General features: G+C 69.9%; 19 protein-coding genes. 10 read left to right on the top strand and 9 right to left on the bottom strand.

Annotated elements, in window-relative coordinates; genetic code table 11:
* The first annotated feature begins 32 nt into the window (after positions 1-32).
* Positions 33-230, top strand: a complete 198-nt coding sequence (locus EPN98_RS04990) for a DUF1674 domain-containing protein (RefSeq protein ID WP_293361125.1) — start codon at positions 33-35, stop codon at positions 228-230.
* Here EPN98_RS04990 and EPN98_RS04985 read toward each other — a convergent pair.
* From EPN98_RS04985 to pyrF, 3 genes are all read right to left on the bottom strand, one after another.
* Positions 227-700 (bottom strand): hypothetical protein, encoded by a 474-nt coding sequence (locus EPN98_RS04985; RefSeq protein ID WP_293361123.1) that lies wholly within the window; start codon positions 698-700, stop codon positions 227-229. The genes EPN98_RS04990 and EPN98_RS04985 overlap by 4 nt on opposite strands.
* A complete protein-coding gene (locus EPN98_RS04980) occupies positions 700-1767 on the bottom strand; it encodes a DUF3500 domain-containing protein (protein WP_293361121.1) in 1068 nt (355 codons plus the stop codon). Before EPN98_RS04980 ends, EPN98_RS04985 begins: the two co-directional genes overlap by 1 nt.
* A gap of 63 nt (positions 1768-1830) precedes the next feature.
* Positions 1831-2553, bottom strand: a complete 723-nt coding sequence (gene pyrF / locus EPN98_RS04975) for an orotidine-5'-phosphate decarboxylase (RefSeq protein WP_293361119.1) — start codon at positions 2551-2553, stop codon at positions 1831-1833.
* Between the two features lie 60 nt (positions 2554-2613).
* Here pyrF and EPN98_RS04970 point away from each other — a divergent pair, with 60 nt between their 5' ends.
* Entirely contained in the window at positions 2614-3300 is a 687-nt protein-coding gene (locus tag EPN98_RS04970) for a MarC family protein (protein ID WP_293361117.1), read from the top strand.
* Here EPN98_RS04970 and EPN98_RS04965 read toward each other — a convergent pair whose 3' ends face one another.
* Positions 3301-4101: an SDR family oxidoreductase gene (locus tag EPN98_RS04965; RefSeq protein WP_293361115.1), complete on the bottom strand. Its 801-nt coding sequence runs from the start codon at positions 4099-4101 to the stop codon at positions 3301-3303. It lies immediately after the preceding gene.
* Between the two features lie 182 nt (positions 4102-4283).
* Here EPN98_RS04965 and EPN98_RS04960 point away from each other — a divergent pair, with 182 nt between their 5' ends.
* From EPN98_RS04960 to EPN98_RS04950, 3 genes are all read left to right on the top strand, one after another.
* A complete protein-coding gene (locus EPN98_RS04960; RefSeq protein ID WP_293361113.1) occupies positions 4284-6221 on the top strand; it encodes a potassium transporter Kup in 1938 nt (645 codons plus the stop codon).
* Between the two features lies 1 nt (position 6222).
* The gene (locus EPN98_RS04955; protein WP_293361111.1) at positions 6223-6573 is read left to right on the top strand and encodes a hypothetical protein; all 351 of its coding nucleotides are present in this window, start codon (positions 6223-6225) and stop codon (positions 6571-6573) included.
* A gap of 85 nt (positions 6574-6658) precedes the next feature.
* On the top strand, positions 6659-7882 hold the full coding sequence (locus EPN98_RS04950) for an argininosuccinate synthase (protein ID WP_293361218.1): 1224 nt from the start codon (positions 6659-6661) through the stop codon (positions 7880-7882).
* Between the two features lie 18 nt (positions 7883-7900).
* On the opposite strand, the gene EPN98_RS04945 is transcribed toward EPN98_RS04950, so the two are convergent.
* Complete coding sequence (locus tag EPN98_RS04945) at positions 7901-8107, bottom strand: KTSC domain-containing protein (protein WP_293361109.1); 207 nt, start codon at positions 8105-8107, stop codon at positions 7901-7903.
* A gap of 131 nt (positions 8108-8238) precedes the next feature.
* Between EPN98_RS04945 and EPN98_RS04940 the strand changes: the two genes are divergently transcribed.
* A complete protein-coding gene (locus EPN98_RS04940; protein ID WP_293361107.1) occupies positions 8239-8643 on the top strand; it encodes an MAPEG family protein in 405 nt (134 codons plus the stop codon).
* Positions 8644-8721: 78 nt separating this feature from the next.
* Positions 8722-9306 carry a hypothetical protein gene (locus EPN98_RS04935; RefSeq protein WP_293361105.1) on the top strand — a complete coding sequence of 195 codons (585 nt, stop codon included), beginning with the start codon at positions 8722-8724 and terminating at the stop codon, positions 9304-9306.
* Here the strand turns inward: EPN98_RS04935 and EPN98_RS04930 are convergent.
* Positions 9303-11066, bottom strand: a complete 1764-nt coding sequence (locus EPN98_RS04930) for an ATP-binding protein (RefSeq protein ID WP_293361103.1) — start codon at positions 11064-11066, stop codon at positions 9303-9305. The genes EPN98_RS04935 and EPN98_RS04930 overlap by 4 nt on opposite strands.
* A 237-nt stretch (positions 11067-11303) precedes the next feature.
* Here EPN98_RS04930 and EPN98_RS04925 point away from each other — a divergent pair, with 237 nt between their 5' ends.
* Both EPN98_RS04925 and EPN98_RS04920 read left to right on the top strand, forming a co-directional pair.
* Positions 11304-13367 (top strand): caspase family protein, encoded by a 2064-nt coding sequence (locus EPN98_RS04925; protein WP_293361101.1) that lies wholly within the window; start codon positions 11304-11306, stop codon positions 13365-13367.
* Between the two features lie 15 nt (positions 13368-13382).
* Positions 13383-14828, top strand: coding sequence for an SH3 domain-containing protein (locus EPN98_RS04920; protein WP_293361099.1), 1446 nt, complete (start codon positions 13383-13385; stop codon positions 14826-14828).
* Here EPN98_RS04920 and EPN98_RS04915 read toward each other — a convergent pair.
* Entirely contained in the window at positions 14795-15262 is a 468-nt protein-coding gene (locus EPN98_RS04915; RefSeq protein WP_293361097.1) for a helix-turn-helix domain-containing protein, read from the bottom strand. The two genes, EPN98_RS04920 and EPN98_RS04915, sit on opposite strands and share 34 nt — an antisense overlap.
* A gap of 100 nt (positions 15263-15362) precedes the next feature.
* Here EPN98_RS04915 and EPN98_RS04910 point away from each other — a divergent pair, with 100 nt between their 5' ends.
* A complete protein-coding gene (locus EPN98_RS04910) occupies positions 15363-17501 on the top strand; it encodes a TonB-dependent receptor (protein WP_293361095.1) in 2139 nt (712 codons plus the stop codon).
* Here the strand turns inward: EPN98_RS04910 and EPN98_RS04905 are convergent.
* Both EPN98_RS04905 and EPN98_RS04900 read right to left on the bottom strand, forming a co-directional pair.
* Positions 17498-18295, bottom strand: a complete 798-nt coding sequence (locus tag EPN98_RS04905) for an NTP transferase domain-containing protein (protein ID WP_293361093.1) — start codon at positions 18293-18295, stop codon at positions 17498-17500. The genes EPN98_RS04910 and EPN98_RS04905 overlap by 4 nt on opposite strands.
* Entirely contained in the window at positions 18285-19313 is a 1029-nt protein-coding gene (locus EPN98_RS04900) for a hypothetical protein (protein ID WP_293361091.1), read from the bottom strand. The genes EPN98_RS04905 and EPN98_RS04900 overlap by 11 nt, the downstream gene beginning before the upstream one ends.
* Positions 19314-19349: the final 36 nt, after the last annotated feature.

The following is a 19349-nucleotide window of genomic DNA, read 5'->3' as shown; positions in this document are numbered from 1 at the left end:
GAGCCGGCGGCGCAAGGGATTAGATCAGGCGCATGGACGATCTTCCGCCCAACGCCGCGCCCGGCAAGGCGCTCTCCCCCGCCGCCCGCCGCGCGCTGGAGGAGGCCGCCGCCCGCCAGGCCGCCGAGGCTGACGCCGCCGCGCGCGAGCCCGAGCAGGGCGGCCCCAAGGGCCCTGAACCCACCCGCTTCGGCGACTGGGAGCGCAAGGGCCTGGCGATCGATTTCTAGGGCAGCGGCAGCTCGGTCGCGGGCGCCTGCAGCCGCGCCAGGGGGACCAGCGCGTCGCCCTCGCGGCGGTAGACCAGCACGAAATGGCTCGCGATGCGGTGGGTGACCGCGTCGTAGCGTAGGCGCGCCGCCCGCGCGTGGCTGTCCGGCGGACGAGCGAACGTGACCGAGACGACCATCACGGCGACGCCGTCGCGCGTGTCGGCCTCGGCTGCGGTCGCCTGCTTGCGCCACGTCCGTCCATCGGCGCCGACCACATCGACATGCCGCAGCACGTATTCGCCCGCATCCGCCGCGGGTCCATCGTCCGTGGCGGCCTTCAACTCCGAGATCGGCAGGTAGGCGACGAGGTCGAGACCGCCGGCCTTCAGCTGCGCCACGACCGTCGAGTTGGGCATGGCGTGCGACCACGCCTGGACGGGCGCAAGGACGGCCGACAGCGCCAGGCCGAGAAGGCCCCGCCGCCGCATCAACGGGCGAACGCGCCGCCGTAGTCGGCGAGCTTGTCGCGCCAGATGGTGTGGTAGTGGATCTGGGCCGGGTCCCTCGCCGCGGGCTGGACGATGAACTCGATCCAGATGCGCGGGCCGTCGATGCGGACGTAGGATCCGGGTTTGGACAGATCCGCCATGCCGGCAACGCCCACGTAGGTCTGCGCCAGGGCCGCGGCCGTCGAGTAGTCCGCCATCAGAGGCTTCGAGATCGCCCCGTTCGGCAGCTCGACCCAGCGGGCCATGGCCGCCCGGACCAGCGCCTGCTGGGCCGGCGGCAGGGCTGAGTAGGCGACCCCACGGCCGGTCGCGCCCTGCGGATAGGTGATGGGGAAGTTGGTGTCTCCGTCAGGCGTCGAGCCGCGCGTCACATCGCGGAACTCACCCGCGAGCTTCGCAGAGGGCGTCGCGGACAGGGCGGTCGCCAGGGCCCGCATCGCGCCGGCCTGTGGCGCCAGGGGCTCGTAGGCGCGTTCGCCCACCTTGAACTCCACCGGTTCTATCCCGTCGAACAGCGGCGTCGCGCTGACGTGGGCTGCGTTGAAGGTGAGGTTGAGCGCGATGTGGTGGCCGTCGACCTTCAGGCTCCACGGCTTGTCAGCCGACGGCTCGCCGATGAACGCCACGAAGTAGTTGGCCGGGTCCCACCCGATGCCCCGATTGTCGAGGGGCTTCAGGACGCCGTCGGCGGCGCGGACGCCATCCAGCAGCTCGATCCCGCAGCTGCTGAGCGTGCTCTGCAGCAGCGCCTTGGCCGCCGCGGTCTGGGCTTCGTTGAGGTCGCCCAGGCGGACCCCGACCCGCGGCGCAAGCGCGATCGGAAGGTTGGACCAGCGGATGGCGGCGCTCTTGTTGTAGGTGCGCACGGCCGTCGCGCGCTGGATCGGCGCGAGGCTGTCCAGGAAGGCTCTCGCGGCCGCCTGGGCCGGCCCCGAGCCGCCCGGCGCACTGGCGCAGACGCGATCCTCGTGCGCCGAGGCGGCCGTGGCGACAAGAGTCGCTGCAAATGAAAGCCCGGCCAGAAGCCGTGCGCGCCGTTTTGTCATGGTTGTGCCCCCGTCCCAGGGCGCGACCTTAGGCCGTTCGACGAACGGCGCAATCAACCTGGGCTAGACGCCGCTCATCTCGTTCGCGACGCGACGCGCGGCGGCGTGCGGGTCGTTGGCCGCGGTGATCGGGCGGCCGCAGACGATGTGGCTGGCCCCGGCCTTGAGCGCGTCGAGCGGCGTGGCGGCGCGGGCCTGGTCGTTCTTGGCCGCCCAGTCGGGCCGCACGCCCGGCGTCACCACCAGGAAGTCCCGGCCGCCCAGGGCCCGGGCCAGCGCGGCCTCGTGGGGGCTGGAGATCACGCCGTCGCAGCCTGCCGCGATCGCCTGATGGATGCGCCGCTCGACCAGCGCGCGGGCGGTCTCGTGGTAGCCGGTCTCGATGAGGTCCTCGTCCGAAAGGCTGGTCAGCACCGTCACGGCCAGGATCTTGAGGTTCGAGCCGCCCTTGCCCCGCACCGCCGCCGCCATCACCTGCGGCTCGCCGTGGACGGTGAGGAAATCGCAGCCTGACTGGGCCAGCACCGAGGTCGCGCGCTGCACCGTCGTACCGATGTCGTGCAGCTTCCAGTCCAGGAACACCTGCTTGCCGGCCGTCTTCAGGTCGCGCGCCAGCGCCATGCCGTCCGAGGCGAACAGCTCGAGGCCCACCTTGTAGAAGCTGACCGAGTCCCCCAGCGTCTCGACCATCGCCCGGGCCTCGTCGACCGTGGGCAGGTCCAGCGGCACGATCAAACGCGGGTCGGGTTTGACGGCGGGGTGCGCGAGCGCGGCTTCGGCGGCCATGGCGAGGGGCTCCGGAGGGCGGGGTGTTCCGCCTTAATGAATCTGGGCTAAGACCGGGGAATGAGCCAGGCCGAGTTCGCGGTCAACTTCTTCGTCGCGCTGTTTGCCCTGATCGATCCGATCGGCAACGTGCCGCTGTTCGCCGCCTCGACCGCGGGCGCCAAGTCGCGGGATCGGGCGTGGATCGCGCTCTACATTTCGCTCTTCGTCCTGGGCTTCCTGACGTTCTTCTACTTCTCGGGCCTCAGCCTGCTGGAGTTCTTCGGCATCTCGCTGCCGGCCTTCCGGATCGCCGGCGGCGTCATCCTGTTCCTGCTGGGCCTCGAAATGGCCCGCGACGACTTCACCGCGACCTACGCCGAGGCGGCCGACGCCCCGGTGGGCTCGGGCCGCGCCTTCGCCCGCAAGCGGTTCGAGCGGATGATCGTGCCGTTCGCCATGCCGCTGCTGATCGGGCCGGGCGCCATCTCGACGGTGGTGATCTACGCCAGCCAGGCGCGGGCCTACGGCCTGCAGGGGGCCGCGGTGGGCGTGGGCGTGATCGGGGCGGTGGCTCTGGCGACCCTGCTGTCGTTCCTGGCCACGCCGATCATCAGCCGAATCCTGGGCCGCATCGGCCTGACCATCGTGGTCCGCGTCCTGGGCCTGATCCTCTGCGCGCTGGCCGTCCAGTTCATTCTGGCGGGGTTCGCCGACAGCACCACGGGCTTCATCCGCCCCGGCGTCGCGAACCCCTACGGGCACTAACTACGTCTTCCGCACCCGTCCGCCCTGGCTGGCCATCAGCTTGAGGGCCAGGGCCTCGGGGATCAGCCGCGCGAGGCTGGTGGCGACCTTGTAGGCCGCGCCCGGGACACATACCGGGCGGTTGGCCTCGACCGCCCGCCATCCGGCGTCCGCCACGTCGTCGGCCGACATCCAGATCCACTTCGGCGTCGAGCTGGCGGCGCGCTCGCGCGTGCCGTTCGCATCGTGGAATTCGGTGTAGGTGAAGCCGGGGCAGAGCGCGCTGACGTGGACGCCGTCCTGGGCGGTCTCCAGGTGGAGGCTCTGGGAGAAGCGGACCAGGAAGGCCTTCGACGCGGCATAGAGCGTGTGCCCCGCGGCTGGCGGAACGAGGCCCGCCACCGAGGCGACGTTGACGATCCGGCCGAACCGCCGCGCCCGCATCCCGTCCAGCACGCCGTGGGCCAGCTCGCATGGCGCGGTCACCATCACCTGCACGAACGCCGCCTGATCGGCCCAAGCCGTCTCAGCATAGACCCCCGGGAGCCCATAGCCGGCATTGTTGATCAGAGCATCCACCTGACGGCCCTGGTCGGCGATGGCGCCGAGCAGCGCCTTCGGGGCCTCGGGCCGCGCGAGATCGGCGGCGACCGTGAGCACATTCACGCCGTGGGCGGCTCGGAGTTCGGCGGCCAGCGCCTCCAGCCGCGCCGCCCGCCGCGCCGTCAGCGCCAGGTCGTAACCGCGGCGGGCCAGACTGTGCGCGAAGGCGGCGCCGATGCCTGCCGAGGCGCCCGTGACCAAAGCCAGCCTGCGATCCATTCCTGCTCCTTGCGCTCGCCTCGAAACTAGGGCCGGTAGAGATCTGTTCAAAGCTGCGGTTGCATGCCGCTCCCGCGACAGGGACCGCAACATTGAACGTCGTCAGGATCGGGTGTATTGGCGCCCGCCGCGACGGCATCGGGCCGCCTTGGGAGCCGCAATCGGCCTCCCGGAGAATTTGGATGGCTGATCCGGCCGTCGACGCCAAAGCGTCCGAAGACACGTCGCACGCCAACGGGCACGGCAACGGGCATCGCAAGGAGGGCTTCTGGGCCCTCGCGCTGGGGTCCGTGGGCGTCGTGTTCGGCGATATCGGGACCAGCCCGCTTTACGCCATGCGCGAGGCGCTGGGTCATGCCCGCGGCGGCGGGGGCGGCGAGGCCGCCGTCCTGGGCGTCGTGTCGCTGGTGACCTGGGCGCTGATCCTGATCGTCACCGTCAAATACGTCGTCTTCCTCATGCGGGCCGACAACAAGGGCGAAGGCGGCACGCTGGCCCTGATGGCGCTGGCCCAGCGGGTCAGCCCCGGCGGCCGCTCGCTGGTCATCTTCCTGCTGGGCATGTTCGGCGCCGCCCTGTTCTACGCCGACGGCATCATCACTCCTGCCGTCTCGGTTCTGGGCTCCATGGAAGGGATGAAGGAAATCCCGGGCATCGGGGACCAGCTGGGCAAGTTCGTGCTGCCCGGCGCGGCGGCTATTCTGGTCGCCCTGTTCCTGATCCAGTCGCGGGGCACCGCCAGCGTGGCGCGGCTGTTCGGGCCGATCACCGCGCTCTGGTTCGTGACACTGGGGGTCCTGGGCCTGATCCATATCGGCGACGACCTGTCGATCTTCCGCGCGCTGTCGCCGCACTACGGCGTGATGTTCCTGCTCGACAACGGGTTCCTGGGCTTCATCATCCTGGGCAGCGTGTTCCTCGCCGTCACCGGGGCCGAGGCGCTGTATGCCGACATGGGCCACTTCGGGAAGAAGCCGATCCAGATGGCCTGGGTAGCGCTGGTGCTGCCCTCGCTGGTGCTGAACTACCTGGGCCAGGGCGCGCTGGTGCTGGCCAATCCCGAGGCTCGCGCCAACCCGTTCTTCCTCATGATCCCCGAGATCGCCTACTGGCCGGTCTGGCTGCTGTCGATCGCCGCCACCGTCATCGCCAGCCAGGCGGTGATCACGGGGGCCTTCTCGATGACCCAGCAGGCGGTCCAGCTGGGCCTGTTCCCGCGCATCGACATCCGCCGCACCTCCGAGACCCAGGCGGGGCAGATCTATGTCCCGCTGGTCAATACCGTGCTGCTGGTCGGCGTGCTGGTGCTGCTGGTGATGTTCCGCACCTCGTCGAACCTGGCCGCGGCCTATGGCATCGCGGTGACCGGTGCGATGTTCGTCGACACGCTGCTGTTCTTCTACATCATCCGCTACATGTGGAAGCGGCCGCTGTGGCAGGCGGTGTGCGCCTGCACCGCCTTCGGCTTCCTCGACCTGGTGTTCATCTCGTCCAACCTGCTGAAGATCCCGCAGGGCGCCTGGCTGCCGCTGGTGCTGGGCGCGGCCCTGGTGGTGATGATGTGGACCTGGAACCGCGGCGCCCAGATCCTGTCGGAAAAGACCCGCCGCGACTCGGTCTCACTGGTGGAGCTGGCCGACATCCTGAAGGCGCGCGCTCCGCATAGGGCGCCCGGGACGGCGATCTTCCTGACCTCCGACCCCGACACCGCCCCCGTCGCGCTGATGCACAACCTCAAGCACAACAAGGTGCTGCACGAGAAGAACATCATCCTGACGATCCACACCGCCGAGACGCCGCGCGTTCGCGAGGAGGACCGGGTTCGGATCGAGCCGGTGAACGACGACTTCAAGAAGGTGATCATCGGCTACGGCTTCATGGAAAGCCCGAACGTGCCGAAGGCGCTGGGGCTGTGCCGCAAGCTGGGCCTGAAGTTCGACATCATGGCGACCTCGTTCTTCCTCGGCCGCCGCTCGGTGGTGCCTTCGGCGCAATCGGGCATGCCGCTTTGGCAGGACAAGTTGTTCATCTTCCTGATGAAGAACGCCGCCAACCCCACCGACTTCTACAAGATCCCGCCCGGCCGCGTGGTCGAGATGGGGACGCAGGTCACCGTCTGACATGCTGACTGTCCTGCATTACGTCGCCGACGCCATGTGGATCCTGGCGATGGCCCTGATCGCCTCCACCAGCCACGGGGCGCTGAAGCGCGTGCCGGCGTCGGTGAAGATGCCGATGTGGGGCGGCGTGCGCCTGGCCCGCAACCTGGCGCTGGGGATCATGTTCGGCGCCCCGCTGCTGATCGGCCTGGGTCTCTCGGCCACGTCGTCGGCGGGCGGTCTGGACGGCCAGGGCGCGCTGATCCTGTTCCTGCTCCGGGTGACGTTGGCGGGCGCGTTCGCCACGGTTTGCCTGACCTGGCTCCGAGGCAGCCTGCGAACCCTCGAGGACGAAGGCGCGGTTAGCGTCTGAACCGCCCTTTCTTCTTGAACGGGGGCCTCGCGTGCCCTTTAAGGCGCGCGACTTCCGACACTCCTACCTGAAGGCTCCCATCGACATGGCCGACAAGCCCAAGAAGGTCGTCCTCGCCTATTCCGGCGGCCTCGACAGCTCCACCATCGTGAAGTGGCTGCAGACTGAGCTGGGCGCCGAAGTGGCGACCTTCACGGCCGACCTGGGCCAGGGCGAGGAGATCGAGCCCGCGCGCCGCAAGGCCATGACCCTGGGCGTCAAGGAAGAGTACGCCTTCGTCGAGGACGTGCGCGAGGAGTTCGTCCGCGACTACGTCTTCCCGATGTTCCGCGCCAACACAGTCTACGAGGGCCAGTACCTGCTGGGCACCTCGATCGCGCGGCCGCTGATCGCCAAGAAGCAGATCGAGATCGCCCGCAAGATCGGCGCGGACGCGGTCGCCCACGGCGCCACCGGCAAGGGCAACGACCAGGTCCGCTTCGAGATCGCCTACTACGCGCTCGAGCCCGACATCCAGGTCGTGGCCCCCTGGCGCGAGTGGGACTTCAAGAGCCGCGAGGCGCTGCTGGAGTTCGCCGAGCAGCACCAGATCCCGATCACCAAGGACAAGCGCAACGAGGCGCCCTTCAGCGTCGACGCCAACCTGCTGCACTCCTCGTCCGAGGGGAAGGTGCTGGAAGACCCTGCGGTCGAGGCCCCCGAGTACGTGCACATGCGCACGATCAGCCCCGAGGCGGCGCCCGACAAGCCGACCGTCTTCACCATGGACTTCGAGAACGGCGACCCCGTGGCCATCGACGGCCAGAAGCTGTCGCCCGCCGCCCTGCTGACCAAGCTGAACCAGCTGGGCCACGACAACGGCGTCGGCCGCCTCGACCTGGTGGAAAATCGCTACGTCGGGATGAAGTCGCGCGGCGTCTACGAGACCCCGGGCGGCACGATCCTGCTGCACGCCCACCGCGGCATGGAGTCGATCACGTTGGACCGCGGGGCCATGCACCTGAAGGACGAGCTGATGCCGAAGTATGCGTCGCTCATCTACAACGGCTTTTGGTTCGCCCCTGAGCGCGAGATGCTGCAAGCGGCGATCGACCACAGCCAGAAGAAGGTGACCGGCCAGGTCCGGGTGAAGCTCTACAAGGGCAACGTCACCGTCATCGGCCGCACCTCGCCCTACTCGCTGTACGACCAGGAGCTGGTCACCTTCGAGGAAGGCAAGGTCGCCTACGACCACCGCGACGCGGCGGGCTTCATCAAGCTCAATGCGCTGCGCCTCCGGGTGGCGGCCAAGCGCGACAAGCGGGGCTAGAGCGCGTTGCCCTAGGGCTCAGGCGCCCAGGCGGTTGTAGGGGTACTGGTCCCGGATCTCGTCCTGGAAGAAGCCGCCCTTCGACGGCGCCTCCATGAAGGATCGGCAGACCTCGACGGGAACGCCGACATAGACATAGCGCTCTCCGCTGACGAAGCGGATGAGCAGCTTTGCCCGCTCGGTGTCGTAGTCGATCGTCTGGATGGCGGTCGAGTCCACGTCCATGCGCGTCCTCCCAACGTCTGACGTATGAAGAGCGCAGCCCGAGCCGGCAGGTTCCCCTGCCGCGCGGAAGGCGCCAAGGTCACGCGAACTACGGCCGCGGTTGTCGAACGGCCGATCGGGGGAACCATACCATGCCTTCTCACGCCTATGTCGCCATCGTCACGCTGCTGGCGCTGCTGACCTACTTCTGGATGGGCCTGCAGGTGGGCCGGGCGCGCGCCAAGAGCGGCATTGCCGCGCCGGCCATGACGGGCGATCCCGTGCTCGAGCGCACCATTCGCGCTCACTACAACACCCTGGAATGGCTGCCGCTGTTCCTGGTCCCGCTGTGGCTGTTCGCGATCTACTGGAGCGATATGGTCGCCGCGATCGTGGGGCTGGTCTGGATCGTGGGGCGCGTGCTCTATCAACTGGGCTATGTGGCTGACCCCAAGAAGCGGGAAGCGGGCTTTATGATCCAGGCGTTGGCCGTGGCCGTACTTCTGTTCGGGTCTCTGGGCCGGCTGATCTATGTGCTGGCCGTCACCGGGGCCTGACACGCGGCAACCACAATTGCGGCGAAGTGTTGTGAAACATACGTTCCCAACAGGGGACGTCGAGTTCGAGACCGTCAGATGTTCAGAAAGTTCATGACCTTCGCCGCGGCGGCCGCGCTCAGCGCCGGCCTTGCCGCGTGCGCCACGCCCACGCCGTACCAGCCCAACCTGAAGGGCCAGGGCGCGGCGGGCGGCTATTCCGAGATCCGCGTCGAACCCAACCGCTTCCGGGTCAACTTCGCCGGCAACTCGCTGACCACACGCGAGACCGTCGAAGGCTACCTGCTGTTCCGGGCGGCCGAGCTGACCGTGCAGAACGGCTACGACTGGTTCACGGTCGTCGATCGCGACACCGACAAGCAGAGCCGCACCTACGTCGAGCCCGATCCGTTCTACCGCCCGTGGTACGGCTCTTACGGATTCTGGCGTCCGTCCTGGCGCTACTACGGGCGCGGCTACGGCTGGCGCGGCTGGGATCCCTTCTGGGGCGACCCCTTCTGGGCCGACCGCGTCGACGTGCGCACCATCGAGCGGTACGAGGCCTCGGCCGAGATCGTCATGCAGAAGGGCCCCAAGCCCGAAGCCGATCCGAAGGCCTTCGACGCCCGCGCGGTGATCGACAACCTCCGGCCCCGGGTCCAGTACCCGCAACCGAAGAACTAGGCGCCGCGGGCGCTCGCCGTCGCACGCTGGGCGGGGGCGGTATCGGCCTCGTCGTCGGCGACGCTGACGGCGTCGGCGAGCGCCTGATACAGCCGGCCCGCGTCGATGGGCTTGGCGACGTGGCCGTCGAAGCCGACGGCCAGGTACTCGGCGACCTGATGCGCCATCGCGTTGGCGGTGAGGGCCAAGATCGGCGTGCGCGGCCGGCCCTCTGCGGCCTCTGCGGCGCGGATGGCGCGAACCGCCTCGACGCCGTCCATGACCGGCATCTGCACGTCCATCAGGATCACGTCCCACGCGCCGTCGCGCCAGGCCGCCACAGCCGCAGCGCCGTCGCCGACCACGTCCGGCGCCACGCCCACCTGGCCCAGGAGGGTGGTGAGCACCAGCTGGTTCACGGGGTTGTCCTCCGCCGCCAGCACCTGCAGCGACACATCGCTGTCGGCCAGGCCGGCGTCCAGGGTGTCGGCCGCTGGGGCGGCGGGCGCCCGCTCGACCCGCGGGAGCGGCAGGGTGACGATGAAACGGCTGCCCTTGCCCGTCTGGCTCTCCACCGTCACCGAGCCGCCCATCAGCTCGGCCAGCTCGCGGCAGATCGACAGGCCCAGGCCGCTGCCCCCGTAGCGACGGGTGGTGGACGAATCCACCTGCTGGAAGCGGCTGAACAGGCGCGCGAGGTCGGCCGGGGCGATGCCGATGCCGCTGTCGGTCACGACCACGGTGAGCACATCGTTGGGCGCCGTGACCGTCAGGCTGATCTCGCCCGCCTCGGTGAACTTCACGGCGTTGGACAGCAGGTTGTAGAGGATCTGGCGAACCCGCGTCGGGTCGCCCCGGAAGGCGCCGCGCGCGGAGGCGTCGAGGTGCAGGCGGAACACCAGGCCCTTGGCGGCCGCCTGGGGCGCGAAGGTTTCCTGGGCTCCGCGCACCGTGGCCTCGAGGTCGAAGGCGATCTCCTCCAGCTCGAGGCGTCCCGCCTCCACCTTCGACAGGTCGAGCACGTCGTTGAGGATGGTCAGCAGGCTCTGGCCTGACTGGCGGATCACCGACAGGCTCTGGCGGTGACCAGGCTGCAGGTCGGGCTCGGCCGACAGCGCCTGGGCCATGCCCAGCACGCCGTTCAGGGGCGTACGGATCTCGTGGCTCATCCGCGCCAGGAACTCGCTCTTGGCCAGGCTGGCGGCCTGCATGGCGAACTGCGCCTCCTGCAGCGCCTGGGACTTCGTCAGGCTGACCCACATGCAGAGCAGGGCGTGGCTGGAGACCGCGGCCATCGCGATGCAGACGATCAGCTGATCGGTCCCCGTGAAGTGCGGCATCGCGATCGGCGTCAGCATCGGGACGACCACCGACGGCAGGGTCGGCAGCGCCGCGCCCGGCGAGTGGGCGTGCAGCGCCTGGATGTAGAGCAGGTGGCCGGCGAAGAAGCTTGCGCCCGCGAGCTGGCACGCAGCGCTGTTGTCGGCCCACAGCAGCACCCCGGCCAGGCTCCAGATCGGCACCGCGATGGCGTAGACCGCGACGCAGGCGGCGATCTGACCCGGCGACGGCGTCTTGGCGCGAGCCAAGCTGCGGGTGACGATCAGCATCCCCGCTTCGCTGAACAGGGCCGCCGACGCCCAGAAGATGGCGGGCAGCCAGCCCACGCCCAGGCCGACGAAGCCGAAGACAAAGGCGCACATGAGCAGGCGCACGGGCGCGTAAGCGAAGATGCCCGCCGCGGCCGCCTTGAATCTCTCGTCGAACAGTCGCCCCAGCACGACGGCGACGCCCCCCTGTCTTGTCGTTCCCCAACGGTAGCCCCTACAGGCACAATGTAGAGTTAACGCCCGGACGAAGCTTGACTATTCCGCGAGTGGCTCCGGCATTCCGCGGCCGTGCCTGGAACTTGCCTTGGGCGCGCGTCCAAGCCGGCGCGGGTGACGAATAGGTATGTGTCGGAACTCTGCCTGATCCGACCTTTGCGGTGTCGTCTGGCGTTTTTGGAGTATCATGCCGTGCAAGTGCTGGAGGGTGTGCGCATGCGTCGGGTGGATCGGGCCCACCAATGGCGTAGAGGGTGGACGGCGATCGCCGTCGCCGTTGCGGTCAATGTGTCGTTCGCCGGCGGCGCGTGGGCGGCCCAGCGCGTCGCGTTGATCATCGGCGTCTCGAAGTACGACAAGGTGCCGCCGCTGGTGAACCCGGCCAAGGACGCCAAGCTGGTGCAGACGACGCTGCAGAAGCTGGGCTTCCAGGTGACCACGCTGACCGATCCCAACCGGATCCAGCTGCTCGAGGGCCTGGGCGCCTTCGAAGAGGCCGCCAAGGGCTCTGAGGCCGCGGTGATCTACTACGCCGGGCACGGCGCGATGATCGACGGCGTGAACTACCTGCTGCCCAAGGACGCCGTCTCCACCAGCAAGACGACCCTGACCGCCAGCTCGCTGGAATCCGCCAGCCTGGGCCAGGCCCTGTCGGGCGCGAAGTCGGTGCGGCTGATCATCCTCGACGCCTGCCGCAACAACCCGACCGCCACCCGCAGCCTGGGCGGCAACACCCGCGGCCTGGCGCGCGAGACCGGCCCGACCAGCGTCTCGGTCGTCACCCTGATGGCCGCCGCACCCGGCCAGGTGGCCCAGGACGGGGTGGCGGGCGCCGCCAACAGCCCCTTCGCCATCGCCTTGACCCAGGGCATGACGCGCCCCGGCGCCACGGTCGGCGAGCTGCCCGGCTATGTGCAGGCCGAGGTCGAGCGGATGACCGAGGGCGAGCAGACGCCCGACCTGCAGGGCATCTGGCGCAACGTGAACTGGACGTTCGACCCCAACGGCCCGCCCAAGCAGGTCGCCGCCGCCGCGCCGGGCGCCGACCCCACGAAGATCAAGTGGGAGAAGGACCAGGTCTTCTGGACGTCGATCAAGGACTCCGACGATCCCGCCGACTTCCGGGCCTATCTGGAGGCCCAGGATCGGGGCGAGATCACCGGCTCGTTCCGCAAGCTGGCGTTCAACCGGATCAAGGCGCTCGAGAAGCTCCCGGCCGGCTCGTTCCAGGTGGCCTCGCGCTCGGCGACGCCGGGGCAGGACCTGGTCACCACGGCGCGCGACGCGTTTGCCCGCGGGGACTACGCCAGCGCGGCGCGCGACTGGAACGCGGCGGCGAAGCTGGGCAACGGCGCGGCCATGTACAATCTCGGCGTCATGTCGCTGACCGGCAAGGGCGCGCCCAAGGACGTGGCCGCCGCCGCGCGCTGGTTCAAGGCGTCGGCCGACGCCGGCCACTCGGGCGGGATGGTCAACTGGGCGCTCTGCCGCCTGAACGGCTTCGGAACCGCCAAGGACGAGGCCGACGGCTTCCGCATCCTGCAACAGGCGGCCAACAAGGGCTCGGCCACGGCCATGGGCATGCTGGCCGAGGCCTACCTGCGCGGCCGCGGCGCTCCCGCCGACGCGCGCCAGGCGGCCGGCTGGCTGCAGAAGGCGGTGGATGCGGGCGATGGACCGTCGATCGCCCAGCTGGCCGACCTCTACGAGCAGGGCCAGGGCGTCCCCCGCGACGCGCGCCGCGCGTTCAACCTCTACCAGCGCGCCGCCACGGCCGGCGACACCGACGCCATGGTGCGCCTGGGCTATGCCTATGAAGACGGCGAGGCGGTGATGAAGGACGAGGTGCAGGCCGCCACCTGGTACCAGCGCGCCGCCGAACTCGGGAACTCCGAGGGCATGTCCAGCCTGGCGGTGATGCTGGAGACCGGGACGGGCCTGCCGCAGGACTATGCGCGGGCCGCGGAATACTACCGGGCCGCCGCGAACGCCGGAGACGCCCGCGGCTATCTGGGCCTCGGCAGCATGACCGCGCGCGGCGCAGGCGTGCGCCAGAACCCGGTCGAGGCCGTTCGTCTCTTCCAGGCCGCCGCCGACCGCGGCAGCCCGCTGGCCATGCGCAATCTGGCCATCATGTACGAGAGCGGTCAGGGTGTCCGGGCCGACCGCAAGAAGGCGATCGAGTGGTACCGCAAGGCCGCGCAGGGCGGCGATGAAGCTTCGCGTGACGAGCTGGCGCGGCTCGGAGCGCAGTAGGCGATGGGGGTTAGGATGCTCAAGTCTCGACGGTTCCGCGCAACGGTCAGCGCCATCGCGCTGCTCGGCCTCAACGTCCAGCCGCTCTGGGCCCAGAGCAAGGGCGGCAAGGATTCGGTCCTCAACGCCTGCGAGGCCCAGCGGGCCCCGCTGGTGAAGCTCGACAAGGAATACGAAGACCTCAAGAAGTCGAAGATGAGCGCCGCCATCGGCGAGGGCCTCAAGACCGGCGCCATGGTGCTGGCCAAGGGTGTGATGAGCGGCGGCATCGGCGGACGGGGCGGCAGCGCGTTCGGCGGCATGGGCGGCATGAGCAGCCTGATGGGCGGCGTCGCCAACATGGCCATGCAGAGCGCGGCCCAGCAGCAGACCGCGCAGGCCGGCGGCGCCCAGCCCGCCCCGTCGGCGGCTCTGTTCGGACCCGACATGCTGTCGGGCGCCATGGGCCTGAACGTGCCGGGCGTCAGCAACGTCGGCTTTGGCGGCGGCGACAACATGAAGGCCTACGCCGCCCTGGCGGTCCTAGTGGCCATCGTCGCGACGGCCGACGCCTATGCGAAGCTCAAGGAGCAGGAGGCCGGCGGCGACCTGAAGAAGGCCTCGTTCAACATCGACCAGGACGCCGGCCGTCAGCTGGCCGTCAGCCGCTCGATCGTGGAGAGCGGCAACGCGCTGGTGGAATGCCGCGCCGCCCAGCTCACCGACATCAACACGCGGCTGGCCAGCGCCAGCACGGACAAGGACCGCAAGGCGATCCGCCGCGAGCGCACCGACCTCCTGGGCGCCCTGAAGAAGGATATCGACGTCACCGGCGGCGTGGTCGACCAGCACACGGGCATGAGCAAGACCTTCACCCAGGGCCGCGCCATGACCGACGGCTCCTCGGAAGCCGAGGTGCTGGGCGATCAGGCCCCGGCCTACGCAACGGCCGCCAACACCACCAAGCTGGCCATGCCCAAGGCGGGTCAGCAGGCCCAGGTGCAGCAGGTCAACAACCCGCAGCCACAGGCCGCGCCGCCGCCCAGCGACATGGTGGCCATCCGCGCCACCGCGGTGCGCTCGGCGCCCGTGGCCTCGGCCGCGGCGGTGACGAACCTGCCGGTGGGTCGTGCGATTACGCCCAAGTCGGGCCCGGACGGCGGCTGGTACGAGGTGGAGGTGGGCGGCGCCACGGGCTACGTCCGCGCCGCCGACCTGGGACCGCCGGGATCGGTCCCCGCCGCCCCTGCCCCGACCGGCAAGGCCGCCGCAGCCGGTCGTGGCAAGGGCGCGCCGGCCAAGGCGGCGCCCCCGCCGCCGGCCGTCCAGGGCCCCACGAACATCCGCGCCTACAACCAGTCGGTCATCGCCGCCCGCGACAACGGCAAGGGCCGGCTGTCGGCCCTGATGACCGACATCCAGGCGGCGCAGCGCAAGGAGACCGTCTTCTACGCGCTGTTGGAACGCATCGGGCTCGGGTAGGCCGGATACTCGATCCCGTCCTTGCCGACGGGGTCGCCGCATTCCGAGCAGACCACCAGCGGCTGGAAGTCGTGGCCGCAGGCCTTGTGGCGGCGGCGCAGGGGTCTGGCGCCCGCCTTGGGTCGCCAGGTCTCGCCCCACTGGGCCATCAGCATCACCACCAGACCCAACGCCCGACCCTGGTCGGTGAGGCGGTAGTCGTGGCGCGGAGGGCGCGTCTGATAGGGCTGGGCCTGCAGCACGCCCTCCTCCACCAGATGCGCGAGGCGCCGCGCGATCAGCGTGCGGCTGCACCCCAGCCGCTCATGGAACACGTCGAAGCGGCTCACGCCCCGGAGCGCATCGCGCAGGATCAGGATCGTCCAGCGATCACCCAGCACCGCCTGGGCCCGCGCCACCGGGCAATCGTCGCTCTCCAGCTCGTTCCACCGCATGGGTTGGCTTGCGCCGCCTTCGCTCGTTGACGTCCCTGAACCGGATGTCGATAGTGGGTCCATAAAGTGGACTCGTGCAAGAGGTCCAGGGGGATGAGACATGGCGAAATGGGCGCGGCATGCCGCCTCCGGACTGGTGCTGGCCTGGATCGCCGCCGGCGCGGCGTGGGCCCAGGAGGCGCCGGCGGCGGCCGGGCCGGACGGCGCAGCGACCTTTCCGGCCGCCTTCTTCGCCCCCTACAATCCCGTCACCGCCGCCGACATGGTGGCCCGCGTCCCGGGCTTCGAGCTGCGCGACGGCGATGAGCGGCGCGGGTTCGCCTCGGCCGGCAACCTGCTGATCAACGGCGAGCGCCCCAGCTCGAAGACGTCCGCCGCCGAGCTCCTGAAGCGGATCCCGGCCAACACCGTCACCCGCATCGAGCTGCTCTCGGGCGCCCAGGCCGGCCTCGACGTGCGGGGCCAGTCGCAGCTGGTGAACGTCATCGTCGCCCGTTCGGCGCAGCGGACGGCGGCGACCACCTATTCGCTGGGCCTGCGCCACCTTCAGTATTCGAACCGCGTGGGATGGCTGGTGCAGGCCTCGCGCAGCTTCCAGATCGCGCCTAACGCCGACCTGGCCGTCGACGTGCAGTTCCCGAACCTTCTGGGCCGCGGCGACAGCCGCGACGTGCTGCTGAGCAACACCGGCGCGGTGACCGGCGCACGGCGCGTGCTGGGCAAGCCCGAGAACATCGGCGTCCAGGCCTCGGCCAGCCTGCGCTGGCGGCCTGGCCCCGACGACCGGGTCAACGCCAACATCCAGCTGGCGCCGAACTTCAACCTGCTGGAAACGGTCCAGGCCGAGGTGACCGGCGCAGGCGCGCCGCGCAGCCTGCTGGTCGGGCACACCGACTACGACAACAACTACACCGCCGAGCTCGGCGCCGACTGGGATCACCAGGTCTCGCGCACGATGTCGCTCAAGCTGGTGGGCCTGCTGTCCAACGGCAGTGTCGACCAGCGCGACGTTTTCGAGATCCAGACCTTCCCATCCAGCTTCCTCACCCGCACCCAGACCCGCGAGACCCGCAACGGCGAGCGAATCCTGCGGGCGCGACTGAAATGGACCGCCAGTTCGGCGCATACCCTGGAGTTCGGGGCCGAGGGCGCCTTCAACTATCGCGACACCACCCTGGACATCGTCAACCAGCCCCGCGGCGGCGCGCTGGTTCGCGTCCCGCTGGCGGTGTCGAACGCGCGGGTGGAAGAGACGCGCGGCGAGGTGTTCGCCAGCGACATCTGGACCCTCTCGCCCGCCTGGACCCTGGAGTACGGCCTGAACGTCGAGGCCTCGCGCATCACCCAGTCGGGAGACCAGCGCAAGGAACGCAGCTTCCGGTATGTGAAGCCGCGCGCCACGGCCACCCACGTGCTGAGCCCGAGCAGCACGCTGCGGTTCAGCCTGACGCGCGACGTGGCCCAGCTGGACTTCGCCGAGTTCTCGAGCACCGTCGATTTCATCAACGCCGCCACCACCCAGGGCAATCCGAACCTCGTGCCGGAAAAGGCCTGGAAGGCGCGCGCGGAGTGGGAACAGCGCCTGGCGCCGCGCACGGCGCTCACGATCGCCGCCTTCGCCGACCGGGTGGACGACGTGCATGATCTGGTCGAGATCGCCGGCCAGGACGCTTTCGGCAACATCGGCCGTGGCCGGCGTCTCGGGGTCGAGGTGCGGGGCGCGACGCCGCTGACCGTGCTGGGCCTGCCGAACGCCGAGCTGCGGGTGACCGCGCTCTGGCAGCAGACCCGGGTGACCGATCCGATCACCGGCGACAAGCGCAGCTTCTCCGTGCCCCTCGAACGCCAGGGCACGCCGGGCGGCTCGCCCACCTTCAACACCGGAAACAAGGACTGGGCCTATGTGGTCACCTATCGCCACAACCTGCCCGAGCTGAAGGCGTCGTGGGGCGCCAGCGTGGTGGGATGGTCGGGCCGCGAGGAGTATCGCCGGGTCGAGGCGATCACCTACCGTCGCCCGGCCCCGCGCCTGGACCTGTTCGTCGAGACGACCCAGATCAAGCCGGTGACGGCGCGCCTGTTCGTGAACAACCTGCTTTCGCCCGACGAGACGCGCACGCGGACCTTCTACCAGGGCAGCCGCGCATCGGGCGCCGTCCAGCGGGTCGAGGTGCGCGACGCCCGGGGCGGACCCGAGGGCGTGCGAACCGTCGGTTTCCAGGTCTCCGGGCGCTTCTAGGCGGCCGCCCGCTCGTGGTCGCGACGCCGGCGCAGCAGTTCGGCGGCGCAGGCGTAGGTGCGGGTGTTGTCCACGTCGATGGCATGGGCGCCGTCGGCGAGGATCACCGGCGCGACCGTCAGGCGGAACCGCCGCCCCAGCCGCGCCAGGGCGCCGCGCAGGGTCAGTTTGCCGAGCAGCAGGAGCGCGAGGTTGATCGGGCCCAGGTGGACGATCATGCGCAGCGGCTTCTTGGCGAACTGGCCGCCGCTGCGGAAGCTTTCGGCCGCCCGCGTCGCCGCCGTTCCCGACAGCGCATACAGATTGCAGTTCGAATAGGCGTCGTCGGCGAAGCGGTAGAAGCGCCGCTGGCCGTCGGGATGGGCCGCCTTCACCGAGGCCTCGGTCGCCAAGGCCAGGGCGACGTCGGCGCCGTCAGACAGCGCCTGCAGCGTCTCGGTAACCGCCGCCGGCGTCAGCAGGACATTGTCCGACGTGGTGATCAGCATCGGCTCGGACACACCCTGGGCCGCCGCGTAGACGCTGTCGGCGAGGTTGTCGGCGGCCGGTACGAACTCGAACGGCGCGCGCAGCACCCCGCGGAGCGCAGCCTCGGCCTCGGGTTCGGCCACGATGCGCAGGCGCGCGAGGCCGGGCGTCGCGGCCAGGGCGTCCACCACGTGGCGGATCAGCGGGACGCCGCCGATCTGGACGAGGCTCTTGTTGGCGACGCCGTGCGCGTCGGCCAGCGGATCCGTGCGGCCGGCGCGCTGGGCGGCCAGGACGATGGCGCAGAAGGGACGATCAGGCCGCAACGTCGATCTCCTCGCGGGTCAGCAGGCCCTGGCGGGCGAGGCTCTCGGTCAGAATGGTCTCGATCAGGTCGCGGTGACTCCAGCCGATCTGGGCGGCGGCCATTGCGATCGTCTTGCGGGACCAAAGATTGCAGTTGAGGTTCACTTCCAGGAACAGGACCTCGCCCGTCCGCACGTCGAGGCGGAACTCGAAGCGGCCGTAGTCAAACGGCATGTACTCGCGCATCACCTCCCGAGCGCGCGCTTCGGCGAGGGCCAGTTCGCGGCCCGCCGCCATCGGCCGGATCTCATAGCCCTGGGCGGTGATCAGGTTACGCTTCTCGGCGTAGGTCCGCAGGCTGCCAGGATCGGCCTGCTCGACGATCTGCGTCGGCAGGATCAGCGGCTCGCCGCGCAGGGTAACCACCGAAACCTCGATGTCGTGGCCCACGATGAAGGGCTCGACGATCGCGTCGTGACCCTCGTCGTGCAGCTGGATGACGGCGTTGCGCACGCCCGTCCAGTCGCCGGCCTCGCTGACGCCCCAGCTGGCCGAGCTGGCGTTGGGCTTGATCACATAGTGGGCGGCCTTGGGACACACGGTCGGGTCGAGCGCCGCGCCGCGCCGGTAGACCGTCCAGGGCGCCGTCGGCACGCCACGGGCGGCGGCCGCGAGCTTCGCCAGGTGCTTGTCGTCGGCCAGGCCCCGCAGGATGGGCGAGGCGCCCAGGTAGGGCAGCCCCAGCCGATTGCACAGCAGCGGCAGCAGCATCTCGGAGTTCAGGAACCCGCCCCGGTTCAGCAGCGGGAACACGAAGTCGGCGCAGGGGCGTTCGAACAGCACCCGGTAGTCGTTGGCGATCTCAAGGTTGAGGCCGATCTCTTCCAGCACGCCGCGCATCTCGCGGTGGTAGACCGCGTGGGTGCCGTCCTCGGGATGGACCCCGCCCTCCCATCGCGCGTGTTTGGCGACGAACAGGATGCGCAGCGCGAGGCGGGCGGCGGCGGACAGCCGACGCGGGGCCTTGGAACCGGCCATGGTGGTCTCTCCCCTTGAGCCGGCCGGAGAGTTAGC

It is taken from the genome of Phenylobacterium sp. (assembly GCF_004299445.1).
Lineage (GTDB): Bacteria > Pseudomonadota > Alphaproteobacteria > Caulobacterales > Caulobacteraceae > Phenylobacterium.
This window is presented reverse-complemented; position numbering and strand designations above follow the sequence as displayed.